Origin of the sequence: Cellulomonas sp. NTE-D12 (assembly GCF_027923705.1) — a bacterium.
Lineage (GTDB): Bacteria > Actinomycetota > Actinomycetes > Actinomycetales > Cellulomonadaceae > Cellulomonas.
Genome location: NZ_AP026442.1, coordinates 345,682 through 365,962 on the forward strand (window position 1 = coordinate 345,682; position 20,281 = coordinate 365,962).

Annotated in this window: 19 protein-coding genes and 1 tRNA gene; 12 read left to right on the top strand and 8 right to left on the bottom strand. The window is 70.1% G+C overall.

All coding sequences use genetic code 11. The features are described from left to right. The first annotated feature begins 34 nt into the window (after window positions 1–34). Genes QMF98_RS01535 through QMF98_RS01560 form a run of 6 tightly spaced genes read left to right on the top strand, consistent with a single transcriptional unit; the run spans window position 35 to window position 6,772 of the window. The gene (locus QMF98_RS01535; RefSeq protein WP_337974338.1) at window positions 35–1,576 is read left to right on the top strand and encodes a sugar ABC transporter ATP-binding protein; all 1,542 of its coding nucleotides are present in this window, start codon (window positions 35–37) and stop codon (window positions 1,574–1,576) included. Further along, window positions 1,573–2,619 carry an ABC transporter permease gene (locus QMF98_RS01540; protein ID WP_490715634.1) on the top strand — a complete coding sequence of 349 codons (1,047 nt, stop codon included), beginning with the start codon at window positions 1,573–1,575 and terminating at the stop codon, window positions 2,617–2,619. Before QMF98_RS01535 ends, QMF98_RS01540 begins: the two co-directional genes overlap by 4 nt. Then, window positions 2,616–3,638 (top strand): ABC transporter permease subunit, encoded by a 1,023-nt coding sequence (locus QMF98_RS01545; protein WP_337974339.1) that lies wholly within the window; start codon window positions 2,616–2,618, stop codon window positions 3,636–3,638. Before QMF98_RS01540 ends, QMF98_RS01545 begins: the two co-directional genes overlap by 4 nt. Window positions 3,639–3,681: 43 nt before the next feature. Continuing rightward, window positions 3,682–5,211 carry a sugar ABC transporter ATP-binding protein gene (locus QMF98_RS01550; RefSeq protein WP_490715635.1) on the top strand — a complete coding sequence of 510 codons (1,530 nt, stop codon included), beginning with the start codon at window positions 3,682–3,684 and terminating at the stop codon, window positions 5,209–5,211. Beyond that, on the top strand, window positions 5,208–6,224 hold the full coding sequence (locus tag QMF98_RS01555; protein ID WP_337974341.1) for a LacI family DNA-binding transcriptional regulator: 1,017 nt from the start codon (window positions 5,208–5,210) through the stop codon (window positions 6,222–6,224). Before QMF98_RS01550 ends, QMF98_RS01555 begins: the two co-directional genes overlap by 4 nt. Beyond that, on the top strand, window positions 6,221–6,772 hold the full coding sequence (locus QMF98_RS01560; RefSeq protein ID WP_337974342.1) for a DUF1697 domain-containing protein: 552 nt from the start codon (window positions 6,221–6,223) through the stop codon (window positions 6,770–6,772). The genes QMF98_RS01555 and QMF98_RS01560 overlap by 4 nt, the downstream gene beginning before the upstream one ends. A gap of 33 nt (window positions 6,773–6,805) precedes the next feature. Here QMF98_RS01560 and QMF98_RS01565 read toward each other — a convergent pair whose 3' ends face one another. Then, window positions 6,806–7,381 (bottom strand): TetR/AcrR family transcriptional regulator, encoded by a 576-nt coding sequence (locus QMF98_RS01565; protein WP_337974343.1) that lies wholly within the window; start codon window positions 7,379–7,381, stop codon window positions 6,806–6,808. Between the two features lie 213 nt (window positions 7,382–7,594). On the opposite strand from QMF98_RS01565, the gene QMF98_RS01570 reads away from it, so the two are divergent. Next, complete coding sequence (locus tag QMF98_RS01570) at window positions 7,595–8,308, top strand: SDR family oxidoreductase (RefSeq protein ID WP_337974344.1); 714 nt, start codon at window positions 7,595–7,597, stop codon at window positions 8,306–8,308. A 20-nt stretch (window positions 8,309–8,328) separates the two neighbouring features. Here the strand turns inward: QMF98_RS01570 and QMF98_RS01575 are convergent, their stop codons facing one another. The 4 genes from QMF98_RS01575 to QMF98_RS01590 all read right to left on the bottom strand — a co-directional run bounded on the left by QMF98_RS01575 (window position 8,329) and on the right by QMF98_RS01590 (window position 12,084). Beyond that, window positions 8,329–8,739 (bottom strand): hypothetical protein, encoded by a 411-nt coding sequence (locus tag QMF98_RS01575; RefSeq protein ID WP_337974345.1) that lies wholly within the window; start codon window positions 8,737–8,739, stop codon window positions 8,329–8,331. A 361-nt stretch (window positions 8,740–9,100) separates the two neighbouring features. Beyond that, the gene (locus tag QMF98_RS01580; RefSeq protein WP_337974346.1) at window positions 9,101–10,756 is read right to left on the bottom strand and encodes a competence protein CoiA family protein; all 1,656 of its coding nucleotides are present in this window, start codon (window positions 10,754–10,756) and stop codon (window positions 9,101–9,103) included. Window positions 10,757–10,985: 229 nt separating this feature from the next. Then, window positions 10,986–11,762, bottom strand: a complete 777-nt coding sequence (locus tag QMF98_RS01585) for a hypothetical protein (RefSeq protein WP_337974347.1) — start codon at window positions 11,760–11,762, stop codon at window positions 10,986–10,988. A gap of 61 nt (window positions 11,763–11,823) precedes the next feature. Beyond that, the gene (locus QMF98_RS01590; protein ID WP_337974348.1) at window positions 11,824–12,084 is read right to left on the bottom strand and encodes a hypothetical protein; all 261 of its coding nucleotides are present in this window, start codon (window positions 12,082–12,084) and stop codon (window positions 11,824–11,826) included. Between the two features lie 107 nt (window positions 12,085–12,191). On the opposite strand from QMF98_RS01590, the gene QMF98_RS01595 reads away from it, so the two are divergent. The 5 genes from QMF98_RS01595 (at window position 12,192) to QMF98_RS01615 (ending at window position 18,465) form a co-directional block, all read left to right on the top strand. Beyond that, entirely contained in the window at window positions 12,192–12,761 is a 570-nt protein-coding gene (locus QMF98_RS01595) for an RNA polymerase sigma factor (protein WP_337974349.1), read from the top strand. Further along, window positions 12,758–13,579: a hypothetical protein gene (locus QMF98_RS01600; RefSeq protein WP_337974350.1), complete on the top strand. Its 822-nt coding sequence runs from the start codon at window positions 12,758–12,760 to the stop codon at window positions 13,577–13,579. The genes QMF98_RS01595 and QMF98_RS01600 overlap by 4 nt, the downstream gene beginning before the upstream one ends. Window positions 13,580–14,240: 661 nt before the next feature. After that, the gene (gene mobF / locus QMF98_RS01605) at window positions 14,241–17,015 is read left to right on the top strand and encodes a MobF family relaxase (protein WP_337974351.1); all 2,775 of its coding nucleotides are present in this window, start codon (window positions 14,241–14,243) and stop codon (window positions 17,013–17,015) included. Between the two features lie 20 nt (window positions 17,016–17,035). Further along, window positions 17,036–17,254, top strand: a complete 219-nt coding sequence (locus QMF98_RS01610; RefSeq protein WP_337974352.1) for an excisionase family DNA-binding protein — start codon at window positions 17,036–17,038, stop codon at window positions 17,252–17,254. Between the two features lie 2 nt (window positions 17,255–17,256). Continuing rightward, a complete protein-coding gene (locus QMF98_RS01615; RefSeq protein ID WP_337974353.1) occupies window positions 17,257–18,465 on the top strand; it encodes a tyrosine-type recombinase/integrase in 1,209 nt (402 codons plus the stop codon). Window positions 18,466–18,573: 108 nt separating this feature from the next. Here QMF98_RS01615 and QMF98_RS01620 read toward each other — a convergent pair whose 3' ends face one another. The 3 genes from QMF98_RS01620 to QMF98_RS01630 all read right to left on the bottom strand — a co-directional run bounded on the left by QMF98_RS01620 (window position 18,574) and on the right by QMF98_RS01630 (window position 20,157). Then, window positions 18,574–19,542, bottom strand: coding sequence for an SDH family Clp fold serine proteinase (locus QMF98_RS01620; RefSeq protein WP_337974354.1), 969 nt, complete (start codon window positions 19,540–19,542; stop codon window positions 18,574–18,576). 31 nt (window positions 19,543–19,573) lie between these two features. After that, window positions 19,574–19,723, bottom strand: coding sequence for a hypothetical protein (locus QMF98_RS01625; RefSeq protein WP_337974355.1), 150 nt, complete (start codon window positions 19,721–19,723; stop codon window positions 19,574–19,576). Window positions 19,724–20,069: 346 nt separating this feature from the next. After that, window positions 20,070–20,157 (bottom strand) — tRNA-Ser (locus tag QMF98_RS01630). Between the last annotated feature and the right edge of the window lie 124 nt (window positions 20,158–20,281).

Genomic DNA, 20,281 nt, shown 5'->3' on the forward strand with positions numbered 1-20,281 from the left:
GGCCCCCGCCCCGGCCCCCGTGAAGGAAGCCCCGATGTCCCTCACCGACGAGGAGACGACGAGCGACGCGCTCGTCGCGATGCGCGGCATCACCATCCAGTTCCCCGGGGTCAAGGCCCTGGACGACGTCGACCTCACGCTGCGCGGCCGCGAGATCCACGCGCTGATGGGCGAGAACGGCGCCGGCAAGTCGACGCTGATCAAGGCCCTCACCGGGGAGTACGCGGTCGACGCCGGGACCATCTCCGTGGCCGGTGAGCAGCGCGTGTTCCACGGCACCGCCGACGCGCAGTCGGCCGGCGTGTCGACGGTCTACCAGGAGGTCAACCTCTGCGCGAACCTGTCGGTCGGCGAGAACGTCATGCTCGGCCACGAGGTGCGCCGCGCGGGGCGGATCGACTGGCGAGCCACCCACCGCGCGGCGGTCGGCCACCTGCAGAACCTCGGCCTCCGGCTCGACACGCGCACCGCGCTGGGGAGCCACTCGATCGCCGTCCAGCAGCTCGTCGCGATCAGCCGCGCCATGGTGACCGAGGCGAAGGTGCTGGTGCTCGACGAGCCGACGTCCAGCCTGGACCGCGGTGAGGTGCAGCAGCTGTTCGCCGTGATGCGCGACCTGCGGTCGCGCGGTGTCGCCGTCCTGTTCGTCACGCACTTCCTCGACCAGGTGTTCGAGATCTCGGACCGGTGCACGGTGCTGCGCAACGGCCGGCTCGTCGGGGACTACCCGATCGACGAGCTCTCGCCCGGCCGCCTCGTCTCCCTGATGCTGGGCCGCGAGCTCGAGGACCTCGCCGCCCTGTCGGGCGCGTCCGACCGCCCGGTCGACAGGTCCGGCACCCCCGTCGTCCGCATGAAGGGGGCCGGCCGCAAGGGCCTCATCGAGCCCGTGGACGTCGACGTCTACCCCGGGGAGGTCGTCGGCATCGCCGGGCTGCTCGGGTCCGGCCGCACCGAGCTCGCGCGGGTGCTGGCCGGGGCGGACCACGCCGACTCGGGCCAGATCGAGGTCGCCGGGAAGGCCGTCAGGCTCACCACGCCGCGGCACGGCATCGACCACGGCATCGCCTACTCGCCCGAGGACCGTCGCGCCGAGGGCATCCTCGGCGACCTGACCGTCGCGGAGAACATCGTGCTGGGCATCCAGGCCCGCAGGGGATGGCGCAAGGTGCGCAGGTCCGAGCAGGATGCGCTGGTGTCCGAGTACATCGCTGCTCTCGGCATCCGGCCCGCGAACCCGCACGTGCTCATCCGCAACCTCTCGGGCGGCAACCAGCAGAAGGTGCTGCTGGCCCGGTGGCTCGCCACCGCACCAGCGCTGCTGATCCTCGACGAGCCGACGCGCGGTATCGACGTCGGCGCCAAGGCGGACATCCAGAGCAAGGTCGCCGAGCTGTCCGAGCAGGGGCTGTCCGTCGTCTTCATCTCCTCGGAGCTCGAGGAGGTGCTGCGGCTGTCGCAACGGATCGTCGTGATGCGCGAGCACCGCAAGATCGGCGAGCTGGCCTCGAGCGAGACCGACGTCGACGGACTGATCGACTTCATCGCCCACGAGGGCCGGGAGGGAGCGGCGTGAACGCCGTCATGAAGCATCGGCTGTTCTGGCCGGTCGTGGTGCTGCTCGCGCTGATCCTGGTGAACACGCTGTCGCGGCCCAGCTTCGTCAGCATCACGGTGCAGGACGGGCGGCTGTACGGGTCGCTCATCGACATCCTGCGCAACAGCGCACCGCTCATGCTGGTGGCCCTCGGCATGACGCTGGTGATCGCGACCCGCGGCATCGACCTGTCGGTCGGTGCGGTGATGGCGGTGTCGGGGGCCGTGGCGCTGCAGATCATCCAGGACTCGGGCGACGCGGCGAACCCCTCGGTGCTCGCGGTGGCGATCGGCGCCGGGGTGCTCGCCGGCCTGGTGTGCGGCCTGTGGAACGGCTTCCTCATCGCGGTGCTGGGCATCCAGCCGATCATCGCGACGCTCGTGCTGATGCTCGCCGGTCGCGGCATCGCGCTGCTGATCACGCGCGGCTTCATCACGACGATCAACAGCGACCCCTACAAGTTCATGGCGCAGGGCTACGTGGTCGGCCTGCCGTTCGCGTTCTACGTCTCGCTGGCGGCGATCGCGATCGTCGCCGTGATCGAGCGGCGCACGGCGCTCGGCGTGCTGACCGAGGCCGTCGGCATCAACCCGGAGGCGAGCCGGCTGGCCGGCGTGCGGGCCAGGGGCATCATCTGGGGCGCCTACGCCGCCAGCGGCCTGCTCGCCGGCTTCGCCGGCCTGCTCTACAGCTCCAACATCATGGCGGCGGACGCCAACGCGGCCGGCCTGTACATCGAGCTCGACGCGATCCTCGCGGTGGTGCTCGGCGGGACGTCCCTGGCCGGGGGCACGTTCAGCCTGGCCGGCACGGTCGTCGGCGTGTTCACCATCCAGACGCTGAAGTCGACCATCACGTTCCTCGGCGTGCCGCCGGCCGTCACGCCGGTGTTCATGGCGGCGGTCGTCGTGCTCGTCGTCCTCATCCAGTCCAGCCGGTTCCGGCGCTGGGTCGGCCGGCTCGGCGGTCGGCTGAGCGCCAGGTCCGCCCAGCCCGTCGAGCGAACGGAGGTCGCGTCATGACGAGCACGCAGACGGTTCTGACGGGTGAGCTGCGCGCGGTGACGCGCCCGCACCGGTTCATGGCTCGGCACGCCTCGTGGATCCCCGTGTTCGCCGCCGTCGGGATCCTCGTCGCGATGGTGGTCGGTGCCCAGCTGTACTTCGGCAAGTTCCTCACGCCGCGGCTGGTGTCGTCGATCCTGCTCGACAACTCCTACCTGCTGATCCTCGCCGTCGGCATGACGTTCGTGATCCTCACGGGCGGCATCGACCTGTCGGTCGGCGCGGTGATGTCGTTCACCGGGATGATGGGCGCCAGCCTGCTGCGGCAGGGGCTGCCGTCGTCGGTCGTCGCCCCGACGATGCTGGCGACCGGGGCCGTCATCGGGCTCGGTGTCGGCGTGCTGGTCCAGTACTTCGACGTGCAGCCGTTCATCGCGTCCCTGGCCGGGATGTTCCTGGCGCGCGGCCTCGGCTTCGTGGTGAGCCTGAACTCGATCAAGGTCACCGACCCGCCGATCCTGTGGCTCCAGGGCACCCGCCTGCAGGCCGGATCCGGTTGGTACATCACGCCGACCGGGATCATCGCGCTGCTGGTCGTCCTGGTGGGGGCCGGGCTGCTGGCGTACACCCGGTTCGGCCGCACCGTCTACGCGGTCGGCGGCAACGAGCAGTCGGCGCGGCTGATGGGCCTGCCGGTCGCCCGCACCAAGCTGCTGGCGTACGTCGTCAGCGGTACGTGCGCGGGGCTCGCGGGGGTCATCTTCACCGCGTACACCGGCGCGGCCTACCCGCTGAACGGGATCGGCACCGAGCTCGACACGATCGCCGCGGTGGTGATCGGCGGGACGTTGCTGACCGGCGGCAGCGGGTTCGTCGTGGGCTCGATGATCGGCGTGTTCGTCTACGGGATGATCAAGACGATCATCAACTTCCTCGGCGTCGACCAGTCGTGGACCCGCATCACCATCGGCGCCCTGCTGCTGCTGTTCGTCGTGGTCCAGCGCCTGATCGTCGCCAGGTCGGCACGGCGCAGATAGGCCCGGCCGTGGCCCGTCGGGGCGCCGTGCGGGCCACGGCATGATGAGCACCATGGAGGACGCGCAGCCGCTGGTGCAGGTCACCGGCGCGACCGTGCGCTTCCGGTCGGACACGGCGCTCGACGGCGTCGACTTCCGCATGTTCGCCGGCGAGGTCCACTCGTTGATGGGCGAGAACGGCGCCGGCAAGTCCACGCTGATCAAGGCGCTCACCGGCGCGCTGGCGCTGGACGACGGCGAGGTCCGCCTCGGCGGCGAGGTGGTGCGGTTCGCCACGCCGCACGACGCGCACCTGGCCGGCATCAGCACCGTCTACCAGGAGATCGACCTCCTGCCGAACCTGACGGTCGCGGAGAACATCGCGCTCGGCCGCGAGCCGCGCAACCGCGTCGGGGCCATCGACTGGGCCGCGACCCGCCGCCTCGCGCACGACGCGCTCGCGGCCCTCGGCCTGGAGATCGACCCCGCGTCGGTGCTCGGCACCCATCCGCTGGCCGTGCAGCAGCTCGTCGCGATCGCCCGCGCCATCTCGACGGACGTCAAGGTGCTGGTGCTCGACGAGCCCACGTCGAGCCTCGACCTCGACGAGGTCGCCGAGCTGTTCCGCGTCATCCGCGAGCTCAAGGCGCGGGGCGTCGCGATCCTGTTCGTCTCGCACTTCCTCGACCAGGTGTACGAGATCTGCGACCGCATCACGGTGCTGCGCAACGGGCGGCTGGTCGGCGAGTACCTGACCACCGAGCTGCTCCGGATCGACCTGGTGCAGAAGATGCTGGGCCGGTCCGCTGCCGCGCTGGCCGAGCGGCAGACGTTCGACGCGCCCGACGACGACCCGTCCGTGACGCTGAGCGCCCGTGGCATCACCGTGCTGCCGGGCATCGCCGATGCGGACGTCGACCTGGTCGAGGGCGAGGTGCTGGGCGTCGCGGGGCTGCTCGGCTCCGGCCGGACCAAGCTCGCCCGCGCCCTGACCGGCGTCGACCGGCTGGAGGCCGGCATCATCCGCATCGACGGGCGCGAGCGGCGGCTGTCCAGCCCGCGCCGGGCGCTGTCGCTCGGCGTCGTCTACTCCTCGGAGAACCGCCGCACCGAGGGGCTGATCGGCGAGCTGAGCGTGCTGGAGAACATCACGCTGGCCCTGCAGGCGCAGCGCGGGGTGCTGCGCCGGATCCGGTCGGCACGCCAGCGGGAGCTCGCGGCGAGCTGGGTCGAGGCGCTGGACATCCGCCCGCCGGACCTCGACCGACCGGTCGCCAGCCTGTCCGGCGGCAACCAGCAGAAGGTGCTGCTCGCCCGGCTGCTGGCGCTGTCCCCGCGGGTGATCGTGCTCGACGAGCCGACGCGCGGCATCGACGTGGGCGCCAAGGTGGAGATCCAGAACCTGGTGGGCGAGCTGGCCGACAACGGGCTGTCCGTGGTGTTCATCTCGGCGGAGCTGGAGGAGGTGCTGCGGGTCGGCACGCGCGTGGCGATCCTGCAGGACGGCCGCGTCGTCGACGTCGTGCCGTCCGAGGGGCTGACGACGGACTCGCTGCTCGCCATGGTGGCCCGGTCCGAGGGGGACGAGGCATGAGCGGCGACGGCTCCCGCGCCGCGAACATCCTGGACGTCGCCCGGCTCGCGGGCGTCTCGCACCAGACGGTCTCGCGCGTGCTGAACGACCTGCCGAACGTGCGGCCGGCCACGCGCGCCCGCGTCGAGCAGGCGATCGCGCAGCTGCGCTACAGCCCGTCACCGCAGGCCCGTGCCCTGGTGACCCGTCGGACCCGGACGATCGGCCTGGTCACACCGATGGCCGCCGACTTCGGGCCGACGTCGGTGGCGATGCACTTCAACGTCGCGGCCCGTGCCGCCCGCTACAACGTCGAGACGGTCAGCCTGCTCGACACCGACCCGACCGACGTGCGGGCGATCGTCGAGAGCCTGCTGCGCCAGCGGGTGGACGCCATCGTGTTCGTCGTCGCCGACGCCGACGTGCTCGAGCTGGTCCGCGGCCTGGACCTGAGCGTCCCCGTGGTCGCCGCGGCGTCCACCGCGCGCCGCAGCCCGTTGTTCGTGTCGATCGACCAGTACCGGGGTGCCCGCTCCGCCGTCCGCCACCTGGCCGAGCTCGGCCACGAACGGATCCTGCACCTGGCGGGCCCGCAGCGGGCGGCCGACGCGATCGAGCGCGTGCGCGGCTGGCGCGACGAGCTCGCGGAGCGCCGGCTCGAGATCGTCACCCCCCTGCACGGCGACTGGTCCGCGGCCAGCGGCTACCGGCTCGGTGCGGAGCTGGACGTCGCCCCCGGGTCGGCTGTCTTCGTCGCCAACGACCACATGGCGATCGGGGTCCTGTCGGCCCTGCGCGAGCGCGGCCTGCGCGTGCCGGACGACGTCAGCGTGGTGGGCTTCGACGACGTCCCCGAGTCCGGCTACCTCTACCCGGCGCTGACGACCGTGCGGCAGGACTTCGCGGCGCTGGGCGAGCTGATGATGCAGAAGGTGCTGGTCGCCGTCGAGGAGCCGGACAGCGTCACGGTGGACACACCGCTGCCGACGCACCTGGTCGTCCGCCAGTCCACCCGCGCGGCAGCGCGCGCATGACGACGAGGGCCTATGCCGCGCTCCTGCGGGGCATCAACGTCGGGGGCAACAAGAAGCTGCCGATGGCGGAGCTGCGCGCGCTGCTGACGGGCCTGGGTCACGGCGACGTGCGCACCTACCTGCAGAGCGGCAACGCCTTCTTCACCAGCGACCACGACGACGAGGAGGCGCTCGCGGCCCGGCTCCGGGCGGCCATCGGAGCCCGCTTCGGGTTCGACGTCGAGGTGCTGGTGCGCGACCACGACTACCTGAAGGGCGTCGTCGAGGCCTGCCCGTTCCCGGCGGCCTCGCTCGAGGGCAAGCAGCTGCATGTCACGTACTTCTCCGAGCCGGTCGAGCAGTCCCGTCTCGCGTCCCTCGACGCGGCGGCGTTCTTGCCGGAGGAGTTCCGGCTCGGCGACCGCGCGCTCTACCTGTACGCCCCCGACGGGCTGGGCCGCTCCCCGCTCGCCGAGGCGCTGGCCAGGTCGGGACCGCCCAAGGGCGTCGTCGCGACCAGCCGCAACTGGAACACGGTGCTGAAGCTCGTGGAGCTGACCGCGCCGTAGCCACCGGGAGGACCAGCACGGCCGCTGGCGTGCCTAGCCGCGCACTGCGGCCAGGCACTGGTCGTAGAGGTCGATGACGTCGCCTTCTCCGCCCTTGTCGACCCACGCCATCGTCGCGGCGTCGAAGCACGCGAACGCCGTCGCGACCACTGCCCGCGCGCGCAGGTCGGAGCTGCGGACGCCGGGACCGAGGCGCGCCGCGACGAGCGGCAGCAGGTCCTGCTGCATCCGCAGCCGCTTCTCGAGGTAGCCGGCACGCAGCGACGCCGTGTCGTGCAGCAGCCGGAACCGGGCCAGGGCCTCCTCGCGGCTGTCCTGCAGAGCGAGAACGGCACAGAGCCCCGCGCGCAGGGCGTCCCAGACACCGACCTCGGCAGTTTGCTCGCTGACCGTCGCGGCCAGCACCTGCCCGAACCGCTGCGGGTCGTCGCCGAGCAGGTCGTCCTTCGAGCCGAAGTAGCGGAAGAGGGTGCGCTGGGATACCCCTGCCTCCTCGGCGATCTGGGCCATGGTCGTGTCCGCATAGCCCTGCTCGGCGAACAGCCGCCGAGCCGTCTTCAGGATCTCCTGCGTGGCCAGCTGTCGTGACCGTTCCCAGAGGGTCGTCACCCTGGCCGGTGCGGTCTCTGAGTCCGCTTCCGACCTCGCTCGCGGCGTCATGTCAGGAGGCTAGCGACCCAGTGCTGACAACGTGGCATTCGCTCGCGACCTGGCAGACACTGCCAACTAGGCGTAGCGTGCCAGTGACGCACAGAGGTCCGACGAACCAGGCCGGCCCGCGCGCTCCCCGCTTCTTCTCGGGACGACGGAAAAGGAACGCACATGTCCGCACCTGCAGCCCTCATCACCGGCGGAACGAGCGGCATCGGCAAGGCGACTGCCGAGCTGCTCCACTCGCGCGGCTACCGCGTCATGGTCACGGGCGTTGACCACGTCGCCGATGTGGGCCTGCCCGACGACGTCCTCGTCGTCCGGGCCGACGCGCGCTCCCTGCCGGACATCGACCACGCGCTGGACCAGGTGCGTCAGCACCTCGGCTCTCTCGACCTGCTGTTCCTCAACGCGGGCGTGTCCCGTCCCGGACCGATCGAGTCGACCGACGAAGCAGCCTTCGACGCCCTCTTCGACATCAACGTCAAGGGCACCTTCTTCACGCTGCAGAAGGCGCTCCCGCTCCTCGACGAGGGAGCGTCGGTGGTGTTCACCGTCGGTGCTGGGGAAGGGTTGGGCGCTGCGATCACGGCCGCCAAGGGCGCCCTGCTGCCACTGATGCGGGCGCTCGCTCTCGAGCTCGCACCCCGCCGGATCCGCGTCAACGCAGTCAGCCCGGGCCTCATCGACACCCCGGCCTACAGCAAGCTCGGCGTCTCGCCGGAGACGGTCGAGGCCTGGGGTCACGGCGTCCCGCTCGGCCGGGTCGGCTACCCCGCCGACGTGGCCGAGGCCGTCGCCTTCCTCGCCTCGGACGCAGCGGGCTATGTCACGGGCAACAACGTCATCGTCTCGGGTGGCATGGGCGTCCACCCGGCCTCCTGACCGGACCGCCGCCGCACGACCTACGGGCCCGAACCGCCACCAACGAGCCGCCACTGGCCGTCCGCCTGCTGCTTCAAGACGTAGAACCAGGTGTTCTTCCCGTTGTTCATGGAGGCGTCGGCACCCGTGACCGACAGCTCGGTCGAGAAGATCGCTTCACCGTTGCCGGGAAGCGCCGGCTGACCTGGTTCCGTGTACGACCAGACCTTGAGGTGCCCGCAGAGCTCGCCGTTGCCGAAGGAGAAGGTCGACGTGGCCAGCCGCCTCGCCGTCTTGCAGTCCCCCGCCTTGAGGGCCCGGAGGTAGACGGACAGAACGGTTCGCGGGTCGGCCCCGGCGGTTGGTAGCGCCACGGACGGGCTCGAGGTGCTCGCGCAGCCAGCGAGCAGGTCGAACGCCAGCACGACAAGAAGCGCTCGACGTGCTGGCACGGGGTGAGCATCGCAGGCCGCGCGCACCTGCGGATCGGAATCGGGCTGGCAATCCACGCGTGCGGAGTCCCGGGCGTCACGCCCGTGCGCGCGGAACGACGAAGGGCCCGCCACCCACATCGCTGCAGGTCGCGGGCCCTTCGGCAGAGCATCGGGCGGAGGATGGGGGATTCGAACCCCCGAGGCTGTTACACCAACACGCTTTCCAAGTGCCCGCTTGGGGACGGCGGCGGACGACGGGGGATACGTCGGTGCAGGTCACGGCGCTACCGGGTCGTCCGTTCATGACGCCGGACCGCCCCGCGTCGAAGACAACTGCAACCAGAACTGCAACCGCAACGAGCAGGTGTACGCATGTGGTCTATAGCGGTCCCGCGCAGCCCCACTTGCCCAAGTGGCGGCGCGATCCGGCTGCCAGGTCGGTGTCGGTCAGCGGGGCACGGCAGCCCAGGCAGTGCCCGGTGGGCACGGTGGACGGGTCCACGACCGGTGCGACCCGGGTCGCGCGGTTCCCCCGGCGAGCACGGGTCGCTGCGATGGCACGGACCCGTCGGACCATCGTCGACTCCGCCGTGGGAGGCGGTGCCGGCTGCTCGTGGGCAGCGACCTCTGGCGGGACCGGCTCCGCCGTTGGCACGGGCACGGCGACGGCGAACGCGCCGGGAGGCTCTGGTGGGGCGGTGATCGCGGTCATGGCCCACCTGCGCGACCGTCCAACCCGAACATTCGCGGGCCGCAGCACTTCACGGTCGCGCAGGATCCGAGCCCAGTCGTCGACCATGTATCGGAGAGCCTGAGCGTGGTACGGCATCTGGAGGGTGTCCACGCCGGGGATGAACTGGCTCTCGCTGATCCACACCCTGGTGGGGTTCGCCAGCGCTTTGGCTTGGTGCAGGGCGTAAAGGTAGGCGGCCGTCTGCCAATGCCGGTGGTCGATCCCCACGTACGGGGACGGGATCTCCGGGTACGGCACCAGCACGAGCCGCTCGAGGTCGTCACCGAACAGTTCGAGACCGCGGGCACGGGTCGACGAGCGCTCCCACAGCTTCGCGAGGGTGTCGACGTCACTGATCGGTTTGACGCCCCGCCGCACGACCGAGCGGGTGAGACGGCTTGCAGCTTGAGCGAGGGCTAGCTCGGCCGCCTTCTGGGCTGCTGCCGCACGCTGTCGCGCGTCTTCCTCGGCTCGCCGCTCGGCTTCCTGCACCCGGTAGCGGTTGTCGAGCGCTTGGTTGTACGCGTCGGTCCGCAACCCGTCCTTGGCAAGTCGCGCCTCACTCAGGGGGCAGATCGTCAGCCACACGTCCGTGTCGTCAGCCGGCACCAGAACAGGCTCTGCAGGCCCGCTGGGGAAGCCCCTGTAGGTGCCCGCCCAGGCGACGGTGGCGTCCACCGGGTTGATCCACCACACGGGGGACCCCGTGGCCATGACGGCGGCCTGCACCGCGTTCAACCTGGCATCTGCGGTGGTCCAGGCCGCCGCTCGGGCGAAGTGCGTGCCGGTGTGCCCGAACAGCCACACATCGGTGATGTCGTGAGCCATGTACCAGTCGTGACGGGACTGCCACAGCTCCACGGACAGGCCGCTGTACTGCACTTCGAACGCGATCCGGTTCCCTTTCTCGGAGACCGCAAGCACGTCTGGCCGGCGTTGGCCGCCCTCGAGGTTTACCTCCGGGTCGATGACCACGTCCGGGTACGCCTGACGCACCCAAGCGAGGATCGCCGCCTTGCCCTGCTGGTGCAGGACCGACTCGGGGTTGTGGGTCGCCGGGTCCACGGGCCCACGGTGGACGAACCCGTCCCGCTTCCTAGATCGGTGCGCGGCGGTGAGCGGAACGGTGCACCCGGGGACCACGCACGCCAGATGCTCTTTGGTCCACGCCCGGTAAGGGCCATCGACCTCGTCGTCCTGGACGTACACCAGGTTCGTGGGGTCGTCCCGGTGCACGGCCCAGACCATGCGTGTGTCAGCGTCGGCGTTGAACACCTGCAAGGTGAGCGGGTCGTGCCCCACGGTTGAGGACGGTATGCAGCAGGGAGGCAAGGAGGTCCTCGGTCGCCGGGTGAACTCCGGGCGCTGCAGGCGGTCCGTTCACGGCGCGGGACGGCTCCGCCGAGGGATAACTGCCACCGAGTCTGCAAACAGCGGCAGCGCGCCGGCTCCGTCCGACCGCCTCGTCCTGGGCGTTCGCGCCGTGCCGGTTGCGCCTGTCACGGGTGCGGTGCGCAGGTGGGACATCGAATCAGAGATAGTCGCCGTCATCCGCATCGAGGAGGGAAGCCAGCGATGTCGGCGGGAGCATCGTCGAGAAGACGATCTGCCCCTGGTTCGGGTTGATCCCGAGGACAGGGCCCGGTTCCGCGATCCAGTCGTCCGCAGCGACGCCCGGGACCGAGTCGAGAAGGACAGCGACCAACCGCGCGTCGTAGTACCCCTCGGCCGTGACTGCCAGGTAGGTCTCACCGTCGTCGGTCCGCACGAGCGCTCCGATGACGTGGTGCTGGACGGTGACCGTCCAGAGCTTGCCGTCGTGTGCTGATTTGACGATGGCCTTGCGAATGAGCCCTTGCATCGCCGTCACCGCGAGGGTCGCCAGCTCGGCATACCACCGCTTGTAGTCCGTCTCTTGCGGCAAGAGCCCCTCGGAGATGACGCCGCCGCTGCCCCTGCCGGCCCTCTCGCACTCGGTCGTGAGCCGGCTGTAGAAGTCCTGAGTTGGTGTGTCCGCTCTCCGGTGGCCCGCCGCAGCCAGCCACCAGCTGTGGTCGGGGACCGCGGGATCGTTGCCTGAAGGCACGTCGCCAGCGGCGCCCCGGTAGTCCTGGGTCTTGACCTTGAACCAGGTTCGGTCGGTGATACTCACGATCCGCTCGGCACCACCGGCCTGAACTGCTTCCGGCAGACCCTGCGCTTTCACGACGAGGGGGTGGTCGATCGTTGCGAGGGGTACGTCGAGTCTTGGGAACGTCAGGCCTAGGTCACTGAGCGCGCGCCTCGTGGGTCGCACAGGTTCCGCCACGGGGTGAAGGTAGCGCAGGGCACCTACAACGCCCGGCGGTCGTCACCCCGCAGCGGGAACCTCAGTGGTCGAGTCCGCCGAGATCCTCGATCTCGGCATCGCTCAGGCCGGTGAGCAGCTTGACAGCAGACTTCGTCGAACCGTCGAGCGCGTGCAGAGCGTCGACGACGCCGGTCTGAATCTCGGCTCGGTGGGTCTCGACGTACTCGCGCACGGCAGCGTCGACGACGTCCTTCTTCGAGCGCTGCAGGAAGTGGGCGGCGTGGGCGATGAGCTGATCCGTCTCGGCGTCGACCTTGATCGGCGCGGTGGCGGTGGCCATGTTTTCCTCCTCGGTCGGTACCAAAGTACCGAAGGCGACTGACGGTAGCACGCTGAGGAGCGTGCTCGGAGGTGTGACCTAGGGAGGGGGTGCGGACATCATGCAGTGTGGGCGATGAGGCGGACGAGGCGCTTTGGGCGCTGGTCGTCGCCGGTGATGCCGCCCCGTACGGGGTCCTGTGGGATCGGCATCGCGACCGGGTGTTTCGGCACCTGCTCTGGTTGGGGTTCGCAGCGCAGGACGCGGAGGACCTGAGCGCGGCGACGTTCCTTGAGCTGTGGCGCCGACGCGGGGCGGTCCGTTTCGTCGACGGTTCCGCGCTGCCGTGGTTGCTGGCCACGGCGCACAACCTGGCCCGTAACGAGGCGCGTGCTCGGCGTCGCTACCGCCGGTTCCTCGCCGCACTGCCGGCGCCGGAGCCGGCGCCGGACCCGGCAGTGCTGGTCGACGGCATTGACGCGGCGCGCGATGCCCGGGTTGGGGCGGTCTTGTCGGCGGCACGGCCGGCGGACGGCCGGCTGCTGGCGCTGACAGCGGTCGAGGGGTTCAGCGTGAAGGACGCCGCCGCTGCAGTGGGGATCAGTGAGTCCGCCGCGAAGATGCGCCTGTCGCGGCTGCGGCGCCGCCTGGCCCTGGTGATCGAGGGCCGCCCTGTCCCGGAGGGGGAAGTGCCATGACCGTGACCTTCAGCCCGAACAGGTCCGCTGCGATCCGTGCCGGCTTGATCGCTCACGCGCGCCCCGGCGGGGTCCGGGGACGCACGTGGAGGGGGATCGCGCTGGTGCTGGCGGGAGCGCTGGTCGGCGGTGGCGCCACGGCGGCCGCGTTCGGCGCGGCCAGCAGCCGCGTCCCGATCGCCCGTCCGTCCGGAGAGCCATCCCCGTCGCTGGGCGCGGCAGTCGATGCCCCTCCGGGAGTTGTCCCCGGGGCGCCGATCATCTCCCTTGTCGGCACGCCCATCACCAGGACGGTTAGCACCCGAACGACGATCTCGCTCCAGCCGCGACCTGCAGCCGCGACCCACGCCCGCGTGGTCGTCACCCCGACCGCTGCCGGCACCCTGAGCTTCGGGACCAGCGCGGGCGGCGACAACCCCAGTGCATCCTTCGACGCCGCCGACGTGACTCGCGGCAGCCAGGGCGCGAGCTGGTACGACTTCCCGCTCGACGGCACGGTGGACTCGCTGTTCCTGACGCCCTCGGCCGGGTTCGCCGGGACCGTCACCGTCCAGTACGTCACGCACATCCCGACCCGGCTTGGGGTCAACGCCCGCGGGCAAACGTTCGGCGTGAGCGGCTCCGCCCCGCAGGGAGACCCCGACCTGGTCGCGGTCCAGGCGACCAATGGCAAGTCCGGCTACGCCTATGCCGCCGACCTCGAGGGTCCTCAGCCCACCAGCCCGGCCGGCGCCGGCACCAACCCCGAGCACGGCCGAACCATCCCCGTCTACGAGTCCGACGGCAGCACAGTGATCGGTGAATTCGCCATCGGTTGACGCAGGTGCCTTCAGCGCGCGTCCTCAACAGCGCGATCCGATCGGTGCGCAGACCGTCACGACCATCTCGGCCGCTGAGTGCGCTAGTAGGGCTTGAAACACCGGCCCGGACGCTTCCGTTGTCGGCAGAGAAGCGGAAGCGACCAAGACACGTCTTGCACGGTGTGCGTTAGGGCGCCCGCCGGCGGGGGGGGGGGGGGGGGCGTCGGGGCCGCGTGACGGCGATGGGTGACGCCGTTCGGCCACGTGGTCTGTAGCGCGATCCTCAGCTCAATCGGGCGAGCGGATCTCGCCCGCCGGGACGCGATGCTCGGCCGCCGCGTGCCTGCGCCGCCTCCGAAGGCCGATGCCCTCATCGGCGTTCGTCCAAGAGACTCGCCTGCCTGTCTCGGAAAGCGAGACGCAGTCTCACGCCTGCCACGGCGACAGACCCCCACCGTCGCGTGTTGGTCGTCCGCTGCACACGTACGTACATGGGGACCACCAACGACGACCACCAGGCGCTCGCCGATCGACCGCGCGGGCCCGACTCGAATCGACCGCGGCATCGACAGCCGGATCGACAATCGACAGGTCGGCCGGCGCGGGATAGACAACGCGATCACTCGCTCATCACCGCCATGCCGACTCCCGCCCGCGGCCTGAAGGGCGGTGGCCGTCGGTGCTCGCGATCCGCAAGCTGAGCGTCGGTGACGGCTACCAGTACCTGTCCCGTCAGGTCGCCGCGGGCGACGTGCAGGTAGCGAAGACCGCAGCACTCACCGACTACTACGCCGCCTCGGGAACGTCGCCAGGCCGCTGGTACGGCAACGGGCTCAAAGGGCTCGCCGGCGCAATCAAGCCGGGCGACGTGGTGACGCCAGAGGCGATGACGCGCCTCTTCCGCGACGGCAGCGACCCGACGTCCGGCGAGGCACTCGGTCTCCCGTTCGATGCCCAGCGGGGCGGTACCGGCAAGGCAGTCGCCGGGTTCGATCTCGTGTTCACGGTGCCGAAGTCGGCGTCGGTCCTGTGGGCGCTGGGCGACGAGGCAACCCGCAAGGCGGTGGTCGCCGCCCACCACGCGGCGCTGGCACAGTCGATCAAGTTCCTGGAGGACAAGGTTGTCCGGACCCGCGTCGGCGCCGGCGGTGTGCGACAGATCCGCTCGGTCGGCCTCCTCGCGGCGGCCTTCGAGCACGTCGATTCGCGACTGAACGATCCCAATCTGCACACGCATCTCGTCGTCGCCAACAAGGTCCAGGGTCCCGATGGGAAGTGGCGTGCGCTCGACGGCCGCACGATGCTCGCAGCCACGGTCGCCGTCAGTGAGCTCTACGACGGTCTGTACGCCGACGAGCTGTCCCGACGCATCCCCGTCTGCTGGCACCTGCGCGACCGCGGGGAGCGGCGGATCCGCGCCTTCGCGATCGACGGGGTGTCCGACGAGTTGCTCGGCCACTTCTCCGGACGCGCTGCGCAGGTCGACCTGGCTCAGAGGGCCTGGGAGGCCCGCTTCACCGCCCGGCGCGGCCGCACGCCCACGCCCCTGGAGGTAGTCAAGAAGCGCGACCAGCTCACTCGCGCCACCCGGCCGACGAAGGTGCTGCGACCGCTGAGTGAGCTGTTCGAGGAGTGGGCCAATCGGGCACGAGCCCTGACCGGACGGGAACCACGGGATCTCGCGGCACGCGCGCTGCACGGCGACTACGGCCGGCCTCTCGCGGCGCACGACGTCGCCGACGAGACGTACGCCGCCCTCGTCTCCCGGGTCGTCGCCGACGTGCAGGCACGGGCCGCGACCTTCACCGAGTGGAACCTGAGCGCCGCTGCAGCCCGTGCGACTCGCGAGCTACGCATGGCCTCACCCGAGCAACGCCTGGCACTCGTCGGCCGCCTGGTCGTCGGCGCGGCCGCCCACTGCGTGCGCCTCGACGACGGCCACGTCGGCCGCATCGGCGAGCAGCGCTACTCGACCCCGCTGATCCTGGCCGCCGAGCGAGACCTGATGACCACCGCGGCGGCACCGCTGCCCCTCGGCGTCCCGAACCACATCCAGGTTCGATGGGCTTGGCGCGACGGACCCCCGTTGAGCTCCGACCAGCAAGATGCCGTCGCCGCGGTCCTCACCTCTGGCCGGGTGGTCGACACCGTCGTCGGCGCGGCGGGCACGGGCAAGACGACGACGCTGCGCGCCGTCGCCGACGGCTGGCAGCTGTTCCACCCCTGCGAGATCCTCGCGCTCGCGCCGTCGGCTACCGCGGCGCACGTGCTCGGGGACGCGTTGGGCATCCGGGCCGAGACAGCCGCAAAGTGGCTGTACGAGTCGCTCCGGCCAGCCCCGGATCGCCAGTGGCGGCTGTCGCTCGGACAGCTCGTCATCCTCGACGAGGCATCCCTCGCCGACACCCCGACCCTGGCGGCTATCACCCGGCAAGCCGCCGAGGCCGGCGCCAAGCTCCTCCTCGTCGGCGATCCCGCACAGCGGCCCGCCGTCGGGCCCGGGGGCGGGTTCGGCATGCTCGCCCACCAGCACACAACCGCCCGGCTGACGGTGCTGCACCGCTTCGTCCACCCATGGGAGGCCGAGGCCACCCTGCAGGTCCGCATCGGGGACCCGGGGGTGATTGGTACCTACGTGCGCGAAGGGCGCATCACCGAGGGAACCCCCGACGAGCTGCTCGACAAGGTGGTGGCCGCAGCCGCGGAGGACGCCGCCTCCGGGCGCTCCGTTCTCCTCGAGGCGGCGGACAACCACACTGTCCACGAGCTCAACCTTCGGGCACAGGCGCTCGCCGTCCTCGTCGGTCGAGTCGAGGGTGGCCAGGGCGTACCGCTGGCAGACGACGCGTCGGCCAGAGTCGGCGACCGCGTTGTCACCCGCCGCAACGATCGACGCCTTCGGGCACCGGACGGCTACGTCCGCAACGGCGACCTGTGGGAGGTGGCGGCGACCGGCGCGGACGGGTCCCTGACGGTCCGTTCGCTGCAATCCGGAGACGGCGGAGGCAACGCCGTCCGGCTGCCGGCCCGATACGTCGTCGAGCACGTCGAACTCGGCTACGCCACGACCATCGCGCGGTCCCAGGGCTCAACCGTGGACATCACCCGCACCGTGGTCACCCCCGCGATGGCCCGGGAGGACCTCTACGTGGCGATTACGCGCGGGCGCGAGCACAACCAGATCTACGTGCCGGTGGTCCCCGACGACCCCGACTGCCCACCGGGTCGGCCCGCCGAACAGACCGCTGCGGAGACGTTGCGCGCCGTGCTCAGCACCACGCGAGCACCCATGACGGCCCTCGAGACCTGGGCCGCTCACCACCCGGGGGAGCCGCTGCCCGTCCTGGTGAACCAACCACAACCCGTTCTGACGCCGACCTATCCACCGATGCGGCCCAGCCCCTCGACAGCAATGCCTGGGAGGGCACCTGCTGGACGAGTGGTCGAGCTGTGAACACCACCAAGGAGGCACACATGACCACCACCGACCACGCCGACGAGCGTCCGCGACTCATGCTCACCATCCAGGAAGCGGCCGACCAGCTCGCCATCAGCCGCACCCTCTGCTACCAGCTGATCAAGTCCGGCTCGCTGGCAACCGTCCGCATCGGCCGCCTCAACCGCGTGCCCGCCGACGAGCTCGCCGACTTCGTCGCGCGCCTGCGTCGCGGTGAACCCGCCTTCGGTGCGTAGCCGTGGGCACGCGCGCGGGAAACCTGCGCTCGTCGATCTACCAAGGCAACGACGGGCGCTGGTACGGCTACGTGACCATGGGCATCAAGCCCGACGGCTCGGTCGACCGGCGCAAGCGGACCGCCCCGTCGCGCCAGGCCGTCACCCGCAAGGTGCGCGAGCTGGAGCGTCAGCGTGACGAGCGCAGCGCCCTGCCGGCCGGATGGACGCCTCGGCTGGAGGACTGGCTGCACGACTGGCTGAAGTCGACCGCCTTGCGGGTACGGCCGAGCACACTCAACGGCTACACGGTCGACGTCGAGAACCACATCGTCCCGGCCATCGGGCGGCACCGGCTGGCCGACCTCGAGCCCGAGCACATCGAGCACCTCTACACGGTGCTGCTCGGCAAGGGTCTCGGCGCCGGCTCGGTCCACCACGTGCGTCGCACGCTCAACAAGTCGCTCAACGACGCGGTCCGCCGCCGACGGATCGCCCGGAACCCCGTCACGCTGGCTCACACCCCGCGCTACGACCCTCCGGACATCGAGCCGCTGACGGTCAACGAGGCCAAGCGGATCCTGCGAGCCGCCGAGTCCGAGCGCAACGGCGTCGCGTTCATGCTCGCCATCAGCCTGGGCCTTCGACGCGGAGAGGTTCTCGGGCTGTCGTGGGACGACGTCAACCTCGACGACGGTCGGCTCGACGTCCGCCGACAGCTCGAACGACGCCGATGGAAGCACGGCTGCCCTGATCCGCTCGGGTGTATCGCGATCAGGCCGGCCGAGTGCCCCGAGCGCACCGGCGGCGGACTCATGCTCACCGAGCTCAAGACGAAGCAGTCGCGGCGCACCCTGCCGATGCCGACGCCGCTCGTCCTCGCCCTGCGGCGGCACCGGCAGCAGCAGCGCGAGGCCCGCATCCACGCGGGCTCGGTGTGGGAGGAGACCGGCCTGGTGTTCACCAACGCCTACGGCCGACCGGTGGACCCGCGTGACCACTCGGTCCACTGGACTGCGTTCCTCGATCAGCTCGGCATCCGCCCGGCCCGTCTGCACGACGCCCGCCACACCGCGGCGACGCTGCTCCTCGTCCAGGGAGTCGACCAGCGGGTGGTGATGGGCATGTTCGGCTGGACCTCCGCCGCCATGACGACGCGCTACCAGCACGTCGTCCCGGAGCTGGTCAACGAGGCGAGCCGCCGCATTGCGAACTTGCTCTGGGGCGAATAGTGGCGGAGCGCTCGGAAGTCACGGCGTTCTCAGGCTAGGCCCGTCGTTGACGCTCACGCGCCTGCACCTGGCATAGCAGACACCAGATTGATTGCGTCGAGCCAGAGGCTACAGCGTCGGCAGTTCTGCCGTCGGCCCGGCGACCGGCGGCAAAGCCGCAGGCGCCGCGACAATGAAGTTCTTGAGCCAAATGCGGCCCGCATCACTCATGATGACCTTCGTTGCCTGGCTACGCTCAAACATGATCGTCATCAGGTGGTAGGCCGTGAGAACGGCTTCTTGAAGCTCTTGGCTATTCTCGAGGTCCTCCACTATAACGCCTTGGGTGCGAGCCTCGTCTCGGTCTATTCGCCGGCCATGGCTCTTATGCTTGTTGGCGTCGTTGAAGTGGGCCGCGATTGTGTGCCCAGCCGTCCCCTCTGAATCATTGCCGCCGAGCATCCAAGTCGTTAGCCAACGTGCAACCATGTCCTCCGAGTACTGGAGCGCGTTGTCGGCCTCTTGGAGGAGCGCGGGACCAAGGCTCTGGACGATTGGCGCCCAAATATGCGCTGACACCGGATTCGACAGCACGTCGTCACGCGCTCTGCTGAACTGCTCCACCACCGCGCGCGCAGAGACGGTGCGCCCGCCTGGCAAACTCATCTGGGGGTCGATGGGCCCGAGCTGACTTTGACGGCCCATGATTATGCGATTGGCACCAAGGCTAATCATCGTACCTGCAGACATCGCCAGAGCAGGAACAATTACCTCGACATCCGGGAATTTCGAGCGGAGATATGCAACGACGGACTCAGCAGCATTCGTGACACCGCCGGGCGTGTGCAGAATCAGGGTCAGGCCGCGTGAGCAATCCATCTTGTAGATCACTCCCATGAGACCGTTCAAGTCCTCATGGGTGATCATCGTCAGCTCTGCCGGGACCGCCGGCTTCTGGAGGAATCCCGACGCATAGAGCACGACATTCCGGTGGCGGTCTGGGCTGCTACTCCGGAGCGCTCCGACATTGGTCAAGGCCTCCACCATGCTGGCGTTGAGCCACGCGGCTTTTGACTCGTCAGACGGCTGCCGATCCATCTCGAGCAGCAAATCGTTCCATGAGGGCATTTCAGTGGGACGTGACAATCAGTGTGAGCGGTGCCGGGCTGGAGATGTAGAACTCGGGCCGGTCGCTGGCGGGGACCGAAGTCAGGTTGGCAACGCGCGAGATCTCTAGGTACTGGTCATAGAGCGGCAGAGCTTGCTCGATGAGATCCATGGCCTGGTCCGGCATCTTCAGCCTCTCGTGGCGGCGACTGGGGCACAGTAGGCATCGTCATCAGCGACCGATGGCTTGAGTCTGTGGGAGGACCCTTCAATCCCGAAGGCTAGTCGTGTTGTCGCCGTAGGCGTGTCCCGCGGTGTGCGTGCCATCGCTAGGTCGACGTCCCGCCGCGGTGGGACGCGGTGGCCCCGAGCGGCAGAGTCTGACTTCGGTACTCGGTAGCCCGCGGCTCGCTCCAATTGCAACCAAAACTGCAACCACGGCGCGCCATGCCAGTTCCCGTTCCAAACCGACGAAGGGCCCGCCACCCACATCGCTGCAGGTCACGGGCCTCTCGTACTGGCGGAGGATGGGGGATTCGAACCCCCGAGGCTGTTACACCAACACGCTTTCCAAGCGTGCGCCATAGGCCACTAGGCGAATCCTCCTGGTACTGCCACGTGCACGGCGACCCTGGGCTGACGGGCCGACCGCGGCGGCAAGTCTAGCGGAGCCCCGGCGGTGCGCCCGACAGCGCCCGACGAGGGCCCGCAGCCCCCGCGGCACACGCCC